This window comes from Streptococcus dentiloxodontae, from assembly GCF_053206925.1.
In genome coordinates, this window is record NZ_JBRUHR010000005.1 from 91,336 (window position 1) to 103,563 (window position 12,228).

General features: G+C 40.3%; 11 protein-coding genes and 3 tRNA genes. All 14 read left to right on the forward strand.

All coding sequences use genetic code 11. The annotated features are described in order from the left end of the window. Window positions 1-23: 23 nt before the first annotated feature. The 14 genes from ACVRZ8_RS04560 (at window position 24) to ACVRZ8_RS04625 (ending at window position 12,068) form a co-directional block, all read left to right on the forward strand. A complete protein-coding gene (locus tag ACVRZ8_RS04560) occupies window positions 24-1,025 on the forward strand; it encodes a DNA cytosine methyltransferase (protein ID WP_447448133.1) in 1,002 nt (333 codons plus the stop codon). Beyond that, window positions 1,022-1,837, forward strand: a complete 816-nt coding sequence (locus tag ACVRZ8_RS04565; protein ID WP_447448134.1) for an Eco47II family restriction endonuclease — start codon at window positions 1,022-1,024, stop codon at window positions 1,835-1,837. Before ACVRZ8_RS04560 ends, ACVRZ8_RS04565 begins: the two co-directional genes overlap by 4 nt. A 269-nt stretch (window positions 1,838-2,106) precedes the next feature. After that, entirely contained in the window at window positions 2,107-2,844 is a 738-nt protein-coding gene (locus ACVRZ8_RS04570; RefSeq protein ID WP_447448135.1) for a DUF6261 family protein, read from the forward strand. A gap of 3 nt (window positions 2,845-2,847) precedes the next feature. Next, on the forward strand, window positions 2,848-3,657 hold the full coding sequence (locus ACVRZ8_RS04575) for a phosphate ABC transporter ATPase (RefSeq protein ID WP_447448136.1): 810 nt from the start codon (window positions 2,848-2,850) through the stop codon (window positions 3,655-3,657). Between the two features lie 15 nt (window positions 3,658-3,672). Next, complete coding sequence (gene fic, locus ACVRZ8_RS04580) at window positions 3,673-4,278, forward strand: protein adenylyltransferase Fic (protein WP_447448137.1); 606 nt, start codon at window positions 3,673-3,675, stop codon at window positions 4,276-4,278. Between the two features lie 107 nt (window positions 4,279-4,385). Continuing rightward, window positions 4,386-4,919, forward strand: coding sequence for a hypothetical protein (locus tag ACVRZ8_RS04585; protein ID WP_447448138.1), 534 nt, complete (start codon window positions 4,386-4,388; stop codon window positions 4,917-4,919). A gap of 632 nt (window positions 4,920-5,551) precedes the next feature. Then, window positions 5,552-8,005, forward strand: coding sequence for a DNA topoisomerase IV subunit A (gene parC / locus ACVRZ8_RS04590; RefSeq protein ID WP_447448139.1), 2,454 nt, complete (start codon window positions 5,552-5,554; stop codon window positions 8,003-8,005). 442 nt (window positions 8,006-8,447) lie between these two features. Then, the gene (locus ACVRZ8_RS04595; protein ID WP_447448140.1) at window positions 8,448-8,663 is read left to right on the forward strand and encodes a YqaE/Pmp3 family membrane protein; all 216 of its coding nucleotides are present in this window, start codon (window positions 8,448-8,450) and stop codon (window positions 8,661-8,663) included. A gap of 163 nt (window positions 8,664-8,826) precedes the next feature. Further along, window positions 8,827-9,879 carry a branched-chain amino acid aminotransferase gene (locus tag ACVRZ8_RS04600; RefSeq protein WP_447448147.1) on the forward strand — a complete coding sequence of 351 codons (1,053 nt, stop codon included), beginning with the start codon at window positions 8,827-8,829 and terminating at the stop codon, window positions 9,877-9,879. A 116-nt stretch (window positions 9,880-9,995) separates the two neighbouring features. After that, window positions 9,996-10,226: a DUF2969 domain-containing protein gene (locus tag ACVRZ8_RS04605; RefSeq protein WP_447448141.1), complete on the forward strand. Its 231-nt coding sequence runs from the start codon at window positions 9,996-9,998 to the stop codon at window positions 10,224-10,226. A gap of 51 nt (window positions 10,227-10,277) precedes the next feature. Continuing rightward, window positions 10,278-10,358 (forward strand) — tRNA-Tyr (locus tag ACVRZ8_RS04610). Window positions 10,359-10,517: 159 nt separating this feature from the next. Continuing rightward, window positions 10,518-10,589, forward strand: a tRNA-Gln gene (locus ACVRZ8_RS04615). 123 nt (window positions 10,590-10,712) lie between these two features. Continuing rightward, the gene (rpsA, locus tag ACVRZ8_RS04620; RefSeq protein WP_447448142.1) at window positions 10,713-11,912 is read left to right on the forward strand and encodes a 30S ribosomal protein S1; all 1,200 of its coding nucleotides are present in this window, start codon (window positions 10,713-10,715) and stop codon (window positions 11,910-11,912) included. A gap of 84 nt (window positions 11,913-11,996) precedes the next feature. Then, window positions 11,997-12,068 (forward strand) — tRNA-Arg (locus ACVRZ8_RS04625). Window positions 12,069-12,228: the final 160 nt, after the last annotated feature.

Consider the following 12,228-nt stretch of genomic DNA (forward strand, 5'->3'; position numbering starts at 1 on the left):
GAAATAACTTAAAGGAGTAATGATTGAAAGTAATTGAATTATTTGCAGGTGCTGGTGGTCTGGCACTTGGAATAGAAAAAGCTGGTTTTGAAGCTATTGGTTTAGTGGAATTTGATAAATCAGCAGCTGATACCTTAAAGCATAATAGACCTCACTGGAATGTTATCCATGATGATATTGCTAATATCTCCCCCTTAGATTTGGAAGAAGTTTTTAATATTAAACGTAGGGACTTGGATTTGCTTAGTGGAGGCGCTCCCTGTCAATCTTTCTCTTACGCTGGTAAGAGACTAGGTCTTGAAGATGCGCGTGGAACTTTGTTTTACCATTATGCAGTTTTCCTAGACAAGTTACAGCCTAAAATGTTTCTTTTTGAAAATGTTAGAGGTCTTGTCTCACACGATAAAGGAAAGACTTTCCGTACTATCATGGAAATTTTTGAGGCTGAGGGTTATACCGTTAAATGGAAAGTCTTAAATGCTTGGGACTATGGTGTCGCTCAAAAACGCGAGCGTATGATTATGGTCGGCATTAGAAATGACCTCGTTAATAAAATTTCTTTTGAATATCCTGAACCTCATGACTATAAACCTGTACTTAGAGACGTTTTGCTAGATTGTCCGTCAAGTGCTGGAACACAGTATTCAGACTATAAACGGAAACTTTTTGAATTAGTGCCTCCTGGTGGCTACTGGCGTGATATTCCAGAGGATATCGCAAAAGAATACATGAAATCAACATGGGATATGGCTGGTGGGAGAACGGGAATTCTAAGGCGCATGAGTTTAGATGAACCTTCTCTCACAGTTTTGACATCACCAACTCAAAAGCAGACAGAGCGTTGTCACCCACTAGAAGCAAGACCCTTTACTATACGCGAGAATGCTCGTATTCAAAGTTTTCCAGATGATTGGGAATTTCAAGGTGGTATAGGAAATCAATATAAGCAAGTAGGTAATGCAGTCCCTGTCAATCTTGCTTATGAAGTTGGATTAAAAATAAAAGAAAGTTTGGAAATGCTATGACTTGGACATTAGATTTTATTAGTGAAGAAGATTTTTATCAGCATGTGCAAGCAACAATTGATAAATATGGTAAGAAGTTAAAGTCCTTTGACTTGAAAAGGTTTAATAAAAACATTGTAGACCCTATTAAATTGATTTTTGACAAGTCTGTTTACCGTAGTTCTTGGGATGAAATCATTAGCAATGAAATTTTCCGCCAACGCGACAAGTCAAACAATAATGATATCGGTTATTTCCATCAAACTATTTTTCAGTACATGACAAACTGCCGTGTTCCTGATAATGGTCAAGAGGGTGGCTGGGATGTCATTTATGAAAATCCAGAAGGCATTAAATTACCAGATGGTTCTAAAGTGAGCAAAATTTATGTTGAAATGAAAAACAAGCATAATACTATGAATTCTGCTTCATCTGGCAAGACTTTTATCAAAATGCAAAATCAATTGTTAAAAGATGATGATTGCGCCTGTTTTTTAGTTGAAGCCATCGCAAAATCTTCTCAAAATATTAAATGGGAACCTAAAGTAGACGGTCAAAAGATGGGTCATAAACTCATTAGACGTGTTAGTCTTGATCAGTTTTATGCTCTGGTAACTGGTCAGCAAGATGCTTTTCACCAAATGTGCATGGTCTTACCTCAAGTGATTGAAAAAGCCGTTGCAGAATTGGGAACATCAACTATTCCACACGACACAGTTTTTGAAGAAATTATTGTCAACGCAGAACAAAATCAAAAAGTTGATGGTGATTTAGCCGTAGCTATGGCCATTTATATGCTAGGTTTCTCAACTTACCTTGGTTTTGATGCCTAATTTCCACAAAAGCATTCGTCCGAGTTTCGGACAAGTCGTCACATAAATGAAATAGCTCATCCGAATTTCGGACAAGCTCCCGCACAATAAAAACAGTCCGTCCGAGCTTCGGACGAGCTGTCGCTAAAAAGAAATGGGAAGTCCGAGTCTCAGACAAGTCACCATATCTATGAAACCCTCTGTCCGCATTTCGGACTGACTGCCCTATATTTAATCTGTCTTCTTATCAGACATTCTAGATGCTACAGCCAAAAGGAAGGAATCTTAACATGAAACAATATCAAGTAACCAGTCTCGATACCAAAAGCTTAGAGTTATCATCATTCTCAGAATTGATGGAAGAAAGCTATGATGCTATCTCAGCATTTGTAAAAGCCAATAAAATTGACAGTGCCTATAATACTAGAATAGCTAAGTTTGAAGAACTTTTAGCTAACCTACAAGGAGGGGTACATCAGTCAAGAATGAGTAAAAATGCAAGTGCACTAGAGACTGCTGATAAAATTCGAGATGATGCTTTAGCAACAGTAATCAAGTTAATAAATGCTGTTTCTCGTGTGACTATTCCAGAATTTCAGAACGCTTACCAATCTTTGTCCGAACTCTTAAGGAACTATAAGGGAATTGCAAGAGCTAATTACGAAAAAGAGTCTGAAAGCATTAATCATTTGTTAAATCAGCTACGCTCGGAACACTATCAATCTGCTCTTGAAACATTAAACTTGGGAACTCACGTAGATGCACTGGCGACTGCTCAAGCTAAATTTGAAAAAGCCTATAAAGAACGCTTGCAAGAGCAAGCTTCCAAATCACCAAGCCAAACCAAAGCCTTGCGCACAGAACTGACTGAACTCTACAACTTCCTTGTTGATTTCACAGCTATCAATGCCTATGCTTATCCTGAGAAAACTCATTTTGCAGACCTCCGTGATCAATTCAATGCCATCCGCAAACGCTACAAGAAACGTAAGGTTGTGAAGAAAGCAGAAGTAGCGCAAGAGGAGTAGTCTATGAGACTAGAAATATGGGATGAGAGGTATAGCCTTCAATGGGATGGCACCTATCATCTTGCTTTGTTTGATTATCCTAAACTTCATAATTGGGAACTGGAGAAGATAGCAACTTTTCTAGCTTATGAAAAGCTACACGGCAGGGAAACTGAAATAGTGAGTAAAGATAAGGCGGTTTGTGATCAGCTTGCGACTTTGCCTAGTCTGTCAGTTGATGATTTTCCCTTTACTCCCTCCAGTAAGATAGTGGCATCTACCTATGATGCACAAGGTCATTGTGTTTATTCAGATTTTCTAAGTCATACTTGCACGGCGCAAACAGCTCAAGAGATTTTTAAAAGCGATTATTTATTGTCAGCAGTTCAGGCTTTCAAGAAAACACCTCAAGAACTGGTGCAAGACAGTCGAAATGCGGCTGGTGATCCAGAAGATTATTTTGACTATGTCATGCTCGCATGGTCGAATACGACTTCTGGATATCGGCTGGCTATGGAGAGATTGCTTGGAAGAATGCCGACTGATGATGAACTAGGGAAAGATTTTATTCCTGGTGTGAGTTTTCACTTTAGGTATGACGATATGATTACAGCTGACGGGTATGTCTTTGATGGTTATCACCCTGCAAAAATTAAGGATAGCCTTGATTTAGAAAACTTATTTGCTTGTATTATTCCAGCCAATGAAAAAATAAATTTCGAAAAGATCATTCCAAAAAAGTTTCTCTCGAAAGTCTATTATTTGGACTATCAGCAAGAAGGATTGATGAGATGGTCTGATAAAGTATATGACTTTGTTAAGCATTTATCTTAATGAAAGGAGCCTGCCATGACACTTGACAATAAACTTGGCTTGACCGACTCGCTTGACCTCGCCAAGGCTGAGGAGAAAATCAGTAAGAGCCGTGCTAAAGAGCTTTTTGAAGAAAACCTCCTTGCTGATAAGGCTGCTGGGACTTTTGCGACCTTAGCTTTTATTCATCAGTTTCTTTTTGAGGAGATTTACGATTTTGCTGGTCAGGTTCGCACGATCAATTTGGCTAAAGGCAATTTTCGCTTTGCTCCTGTCATGTACTTGGCAGCTTCCTTGGAGCATATTGACAGCATGCCACAGGCTAGCTTTGAGCAGATTATTGAAAAATATGTGGAGATGAACATTGCCCATCCTTTTCGTGAAGGTAATGGTCGAAGTATGAGACTTTGGCTAGACCATTTGTTAAAAGAAAAACTAGGGCAGGTGATTGATTGGTCACAGGTGGATAAGGAAGATTACCTGCTTGCCATGGAGCGCAGCCCCATCCGCGATACTGAAATCAAACAAGTCCTCAAGCAAGCCCTCACCAGCCAAATCAATGACCGCGAACTCTACATGAAAGGCATTGATCACAGCTATTCCTACGAAGGCTACACTCTCTATCAGACAGAGGAGCTTTAGGTAGTTAAAGGTTGTTCTATAGGTTTTAACCTAGTCATGAGAATGATACTTTGCTAGTATATCCATGATACCTGAGACAAAATCTTTCTTAACAAAAGGAGACCGTAATGGAGACGTTTCGAACCATCATAATTGCAACTTTCCCTTGGTTGCCGGCATCGGTCATCTTGTTAGCGATTCCCCTCGCTTATGTCACAAGAGGATGGCCGCAAAAAACGGGAAAACTGAGGCTCTGGCTTTACCCAGTGACTTGGACCCTTGCCTTATTTCTACTGATGGGAAAGTTTCCTGAGGTTCTCTCTAAAAATAGCACCCTATTGGAAATACTGTGGCAGATTATTTGGTTTTTGTTTTTTATCGTCTGGACGGTCTTTCCCTTAGTTATTGCAGCCCTCCTCTATACGCTAGCTAAAGTCTGGTTCTTTCACAAAGGTCACCCTAGCAAGCTGACCAAGTACCTCGTACTTGCTCTTTTTTGCCCCTTTATCTTCCTGATGGTTTTTTATGGCCTAATCAGTAGCGACATAGCAGGTGGACTAATCCCAAAGATACTGGAATATTGTTTCTATGCTAGCATCTACTTACCAACTATTATCGCCATGTTTATCACCAAAGAAGTCAAAAGTAAAGCAGATGGCTGATTGTTCTGTGATATAGTCTTTTAGTTTATCTTTTATTACTTCGTTAGCTCACTTTGCCGTACTTTTTCTAAGGCAGAACTGTCAGAAAAAATTAGGCATTTACAAAAAAATCACTAACGGATTTAAAATTTGGTAGTGGTCAACCTATATTGCATATGTAAAACCGATAAATAAGCTCCGCCATTGCGAACGCAGTGAGCATAAGCCTCGAAAGAGGGCTACCCGATACTCTCCGCCGTGGTGAAAAGAGTGACGTAGTCACTCGGGGAAAGGTCAAAAGACTTTAGACTTTTGACTTAGTCATGGAACGACGTAGTCGGTCGCTGACGACCCCACCACTCAAGGAGAGTATCAAAGAACAAAAAGAAAATTACCCTTTTAATCTAACGAAAGGAATTGAACACGGGACTAAATTCCTAGGAAAAAAGATAAATCTTCCTAGATGCTGAAGCATCTTCGTCAGATTTCCTATTTTTCTACGGAATTTTTCGGCGAGCTGAATGTCCCTTTGTATTTTATGAAAGGAGTTGAATTCGCCCTAAAGTCTTTGTCAAAAAGATAAGTCGTCTAGGAAATCAGGATTTCCTGCCGACTTCCTATTTTGACTGAGACTTTTGCGGGCTTAATATCCTATGTCCAATATTCAAAACATGTCCCTTGAGGACATCATGGGAGAGCGCTTTGGCCGCTACTCCAAATACATCATTCAAGAACGCGCGCTTCCTGACATTCGTGACGGACTCAAGCCTGTACAGCGCCGCATTCTTTATTCTATGAATAAAGACGGCAATACCCATGACAAGGGCTATCGTAAGTCGGCCAAGTCTGTCGGCAATATTATGGGGAATTTTCACCCGCACGGGGATTCCTCTATTTATGATGCCATGGTGCGCATGTCGCAAGATTGGAAGAATCGTGAGATCCTTGTTGAAATGCACGGGAACAATGGTTCTATGGACGGAGATCCACCGGCTGCCATGCGTTATACTGAGGCTCGCCTCTCAGAAATTGCTGGTTACTTGCTTCAAGATATTGACAAGGACACAGTACCTTGGGCTTGGAACTTCGACGATACGGAGAAAGAGCCAACGGTTCTGCCAGCGGCCTTTCCAAACCTTCTAGTTAATGGTGCTACAGGGATTTCCGCAGGTTATGCGACGGATATTCCGCCTCACAATTTGGCCGAGGTTATTGATGCAACGGTTTATCTCATTGACCATCCTTCGGCTAAATTGGATAAGCTGATGGAATTTTTGCCAGGACCAGATTTCCCGACAGGAGCGATTGTCCAAGGAGCAGATGAAATTCGCAAAGCTTATGAAACGGGCAAGGGGCGCGTAGCTGTTCGTTCGCGTACAGAAATAGAAGCACTTAGAGGCGGCAAAGAACAGATCATTGTCACTGAAATTCCTTATGAGGTTAATAAAGCTGTGCTGGTTAAGCGAATTGACGATATCCGTGTCAATAATAAGGTACCTGGCATGGCTGAAGTCCGTGATGAATCTGACCGAGATGGTCTGCGCATTGCCATTGAACTCAAAAAAGATGCTGATGCTCAGGTTATTTTGAATTACCTCTTCAAGTATACCGATTTGCAAATCAACTATAACTTTAATATGGTGGCCATTGACAATTTCACGCCGCGTCAAGTCGGTCTTCAAAAGATTCTGTCCAGCTACATTGCCCACCGTCGTGACATTATTGTTGCGCGCTCCAAGTTTGATAAGGCCAAGGCTGAGAAGCGTCTGCATATTGTTGAAGGCTTGATTCGTGTGATTTCTATCCTAGATGAGGTTATCGCTTTGATTCGGGCTTCGGAAAATAAGGCTGACGCTAAAGAAAACCTCAAGGTCAGCTATGATTTTTCAGAAGAACAGGCAGAAGCCATTGTGACCTTGCAGCTTTACCGTCTGACAAACACTGATATTGTCACCCTTGAAAATGAAGAGACAGCTCTTCGTGAACAAATTGCAACACTGACAGCAATTATTGGTGATGAGCGTACGATGTTTAATCTCATGAAACGTGAGCTGCGTGAGGTTAAAAAACGCTTTGCGGATGCCCGTCGTTCAGAATTACAAGCCAAAACGCAGGCTATTGAGATTGACACCGCTAGCTTGATTGTAGAAGAAGAGACCTATGTCAGCGTGACCAAAGGCGGCTATATCAAACGCACCAGCCCACGTTCTTACAATGCCTCAACTGTTGAAGAACTCGGTAAACGTGAGGATGATGATTCTATCCTTATTCAAGCAGCTAAAACAACACAGCATCTTCTCATTTTCACTAACTTTGGGAATGTCATCTATCGGCCTATCCATGAAGTGACAGATATTCGCTGGAAAGAAATTGGTGAGCATCTGTCGCAAACCATTACAAATTTTGCGACCAATGAAGAAGTGATTTATGCTGAGGTTATTGATGACTTTACCCCAGAAACTTATTTTGCAGTGACTAAGCTTGGACAGATAAAGCGTTTTGAACGTAAAGAATTTGAACCATGGCGCAGCTATAAGACCAAGTCTGTTAAATATGCTAAGCTTAAAACAGAAGAGGATCGTGTTGTTGCCATATCACCGATTCTTATGGATGATGTTATGCTAGTTACCTACAATGGTTACGCCCTGCGCTTTAACATCCAAGAAGTGCCAATCGTCGGAGCAAAAGCTGCAGGAGTTAAAGCCATCAACCTCAAGTCAGGTGACACCATCCAATCAGCTTTCATTGCCAACACAGAAAGTTTCTATCTGCTGACGCAGCGTGGCAGTCTTAAACGCGTAGCAACTGCTGAAATACCGCCAGCTAAGCGAGCAGGCCGAGGCCTCCAAGTCCTTCGCGAGCTTAAAAATAAACCGCATCGTGTCTTTATGGCCGGTTCTGTCTTGGCTGGAAATAGCAGTGCAGAGCTTGATTTATTCAGCACAGAAAGCCAAGAAAAAGAGCAAATTCTGAGGGTTGTCTCTGATACTGGTGAAATTATTGAAAAAAATCTATCTGAACTTGGCTTATCAGAACGCAACAGCAATGGCAGCTTTATTTCGGATAGTATCTCAGATCATGCTGTTTTTGCAGCCAAAATAAAATAAATACGATTTTACTTCTCTATGTAAAGGCTCATAGCTTTCACATAGAGTTTTTTATAATGAGGTAAAAGAAAATCCCCAACAAAGTTTCGCGGATAAACTTACAGTTATATTATATATATGTGACAATTAAATAACGCAAAACTACCTGCTAACTGGTTTCCCTGTCATTAATAAAAACAATTAGGAAAAATATGTTAATCTAAAGCATAACAATAATTATTTGAAAAAGCGCAAAACAACATTAGATACAAGGATTTTAAGCTTGATTCTCCATTTTTCAGATTAATCAATTGTTCAAATGAAAAGACCTATTGGCTCCAAAATTGTATTTAGCTTGTTTCAGAGTTTTGGTTGATGATGCTTCTTATTCCTATTATTATAGGATTTACAAGATTTATATTTTGTGTTAATATAAATTGTATTAATGAAGGAGGTTAACATATTGGCAAATAATAAATTTTTAATGATTGCCCTATCAATTATTCTTCCGCCACTTGCAGTTTATATTGCTAGCGAGGGAAATGATAGACAGGTCTTTCGTACAATTATCTCGCTTATCCTTACTATTTTCTTCTGGGCACCAGGGATTTTTTACGCATATGATATTGTAACAGATTCTAAATTTATCTATCCTCAGATTGATAAATTGACAAAATAAAATGAGACGAAATTTCGTCTCATTTTTATATCTTGTCAGAGATTTAAAATCTGTTTAGTATTCAAAAAAACAACAATTAAAGGAAGATCTCGCTCTGTAGAAAGAATTGTCAGAATTTTGAAATAATACTTGAAAATTGTGTGAAAAAGGACTATACTAGAAAATACCTAGTAACAGAAAAGAGGAAACCAATATGACAGCAGATTTAGACTGGGAGAACCTTGGATTTGAGTATCGTAAATTGCCTTTTCGCTATATCTCTTATTATAAAGATGGAAAATGGGACGAAGGCAAACTGACCGAAGATGCGACCTTGCATATTTCGGAGGCAGCACCGTCACTTCACTATGGGCAGCAAGCTTTTGAAGGCTTAAAAGCTTATCGTACCAAAGACGGTTCTGTACAATTATTCCGCCCAGATCAAAATGCAGAGCGTTTGCAACGTACAGCAGATCGTTTGTTGATGCCTCAGGTACCTACAGAAAAATTCATAGATGCAGCCAAACAAGTGGTTCGTGCCAATGAAGAATATGTTCCGCCGTATGGAACAGGTGCGACACTTTATCTTCGTCCGCTTTTGATTGGTGTTGGTGATATTATAGGTGTTCATCCAGCGGATGAGTATATTTTCACAATCTTTGCTATGCCAGTTGGCAACTACTTCAAGGGAGGTCTGGCACCAACTAATTTCTTGATTCAAGATGATTATGACCGTGCTGCACCGCATGGAACAGGTGCTGCCAAGGTTGGCGGTAACTATGCGGCTAGCTTGCTTCCTGGTAAGGTTGCTAAAGACCATGAATTTTCAGATGTTATTTACCTTGACCCAGCAACTCATACTAAGATCGAAGAAGTGGGGTCAGCCAATTTCTTCGGAATAACAGCCGATAATGAATTTATTACACCGCTTAGCCCATCAATTTTGCCATCTATTACTAAGTATTCTCTCTTATATTTGGCAAAAAATCGTTTTGGTTTAAAGGCTATTGAGGGAGATGTACGGGTAGACGAATTGGATAAATTCGTTGAAGCCGGTGCTTGTGGTACTGCTGCAGTTATCTCACCTATAGGCGGAGTACAACACGGGGATGACTTCCATGTCTTTTATAGCGAAACAGAAGTTGGTCCTGTCACACGTAAACTGTATGATGAATTAACAGGCATTCAGTTTGGCGATGTTGAAGCGCCGGAAGGCTGGATTGTTAAAGTGGACTAATCGTCTTTACTTAAGGCTTGCTCTTGCAAGCTTTTTTGAATTCTTGTAAAATAGGGACATCAGTATAAAGAAAGGGTAAATTGAGGTCGGCTTAGCAGACCTTGATTGTTAAACGAATGAGTCGAAAAGATAAAAAGATCGAAATTCAGCTGCAAGAAGCTAAAGTGACAGTTAATAATAGTAAGATAGAAGGTTTTGAACTGACTATCGGCAAGAAGCTCATTGGGCAAATTGCTGAGATTGATGAAAAGTTTGCTGTGCTAAAAAATGGAGAGGTTCATATTTTTCAAAAAACATTGGACGCAGCTGTTGAATCTGTTATTGAAAACTACAATCTAAATCATTAAGATGAAGCTTGCTTTCATTAGGGAATTATGATACAATGGTCACTGTTGCTTGGAGAGGTAGCGAAGAGGCTAAACGCGGCGGACTGTAAATCCGCTCCTTCGGGTTCGGGGGTTCGAATCCCTCCCTCTCCATACTCAGGATACAAAGATCGTTTAAAATCTGTATAAAAATAGGGATAGGAAGCTGACCGAGACATTGGCGATAATGCTAGGAAGTTTCCCTTTTCACTAGGATTTTAGGTCGTACACAACTTAGTTTTGCTAATTTTCTTGAGTTTGGATTATTTATATTGGGGTATAGCCAAGCGGTAAGGCAAGGGACTTTGACTCCCTCATGCGTTGGTTCGAATCCAGCTACCCCAGTCAAAGGTATCGGGTTTTACTCGACACCGTTAATGTCAGCTATTGTCTTTGCGGGTACCCTTGAAAAATATATTGTTATCAAAAGCCAGAATAGGCTGGCTTTTGTCGGAGGATCTTTTTAGAATGAATGAATTTGAAGAATTGCTAAATAGTGTTAGCGAAGTTAACCAAGGTGACGTTGTTACTGCAGAAGTCATCTCTGTTGATAGTGACCAAGCAAACGTTGTCATCGAAGGAACAGGTATTGAAGGCGTTTTGACACGTCGTGAATTAACAAACGATCGTGAAGCAGATGTCAGCGAGCTTGTTAAAGTTGGCGATACACTTGAAGTGCTTGTTCTTCGTCAAGTAGTGGGTAAAGACACTGATACCGTTACATATCTTGTTTCTAAAAAACGTTTAGAAGCTCGTAAAGCTTGGGATAAACTTGTCGGCCGTGAAGAAGAAGTTGTTACTGTCAAAGGAACTCGTGCTGTTAAGGGTGGATTGTCAGTAGAATTTGAAGGCCTTCGCGGTTTCATTCCTGCCTCAATGATTGACACACGTTTTGTTCGCAATACAGAACAATTTGTTGGTCAGGAATTTGAAGCTAAAATTAAAGAGGTCAATGCTGCTGAAAATCGTTTCATCCTTTCACGTCGTGAAGTTGTTGAAGCAGCTGCAGCCGCAGCTCGTAAGGAAGTCTTCTCTAAACTTGAAGTAGGCTCAATTGTAACTGGTAAAGTTGCACGATTGACTAGTTTTGGTGCTTTCATTGATCTTGGTGGTGTTGACGGTCTTGTTCACGTGACAGAATTGTCTCATGAACGCAATGTTTCACCTAAATCAGTTGTTTCTGTTGGTGAAGAGGTAGATGTTAAAGTTCTTGCTATTGATGAAGAGGAAGGACGCGTATCACTTTCACTTAAAGCAACAACCCCTGGACCGTGGGATGGCGTTGAGCAAAAACTTGCTGCTGGCGATGTTATTGAAGGTAAAGTGAAACGTTTGACTGATTTTGGTGCTTTTGTTGAAGTGCTGCCAGGAATTGATGGTCTTGTCCACATTTCACAAATTTCACACAAACGTGTTGAAAATCCTAAAGATGTTCTTTCAGTCGGTCAAGATGTTAAGGTTAAGGTTCTTGATGTCAATGCGGAGGCAGAACGTGTTTCATTGTCAATCAAAGCGCTTGAGGAACGTCCTGCTAATGCTGATGGCAATGGTGAGAAACGTCAATCACGTCCGCGCCGTCCAAAACGTCAAGAAAAACGTGATTTCGAGTTACCAGAAACTCAAACTGGATTCTCAATGGCAGATCTTTTCGGAGATATTGAATTGTAATTTAAAAAAGGCCTACTTTATTAGGTCTTTTTTATGTTTTGGGGAGAAATTTTAGCCGAAATGTGGTATAATACACTTTTGTGAGCACCCTTAGTGTAATGGATATCACGTAAGATTCCGGTTCTTGAGATAGGGGTTCGATTCCCTTAGGGTGCAGCAGAGGCTGGGACAGAGGTTCCGCCTCTTTTTCGGCTCTTTGTCAACTGTAGTGGGTGACTTATAACTAAGCACGAGAGAGAATCAGATTGGTTCTCTCTCTTTGCATGTTCAAAGCGATAAGAATTTTAGTTTTAAAGTTTTTGAAGTTTCGAAAGCC

What these genes read in the sequence shown, in the direction of transcription:
- ACVRZ8_RS04565 (WP_447448134.1), top strand. Translation starts at nt 1,022, where the DNA reads ATGACTTGGACATTAGATTTTATTAGTGAAGAAGATTTTTATCAGCAT.
- ACVRZ8_RS04570 (WP_447448135.1), top strand. Translation starts at nt 2,107, where the DNA reads ATGAAACAATATCAAGTAACCAGTCTCGATACCAAAAGCTTAGAGTTA.
- ACVRZ8_RS04575 (WP_447448136.1), top strand. Translation starts at nt 2,848, where the DNA reads ATGAGACTAGAAATATGGGATGAGAGGTATAGCCTTCAATGGGATGGC.
- fic (WP_447448137.1), top strand. Translation starts at nt 3,673, where the DNA reads ATGACACTTGACAATAAACTTGGCTTGACCGACTCGCTTGACCTCGCC.
- ACVRZ8_RS04585 (WP_447448138.1), top strand. Translation starts at nt 4,386, where the DNA reads ATGGAGACGTTTCGAACCATCATAATTGCAACTTTCCCTTGGTTGCCG.
- parC (WP_447448139.1), top strand. Translation starts at nt 5,552, where the DNA reads ATGTCCAATATTCAAAACATGTCCCTTGAGGACATCATGGGAGAGCGC.
- ACVRZ8_RS04605 (WP_447448141.1), top strand. Translation starts at nt 9,996, where the DNA reads ATGAGTCGAAAAGATAAAAAGATCGAAATTCAGCTGCAAGAAGCTAAA.
- rpsA (WP_447448142.1), top strand. Translation starts at nt 10,713, where the DNA reads ATGAATGAATTTGAAGAATTGCTAAATAGTGTTAGCGAAGTTAACCAA.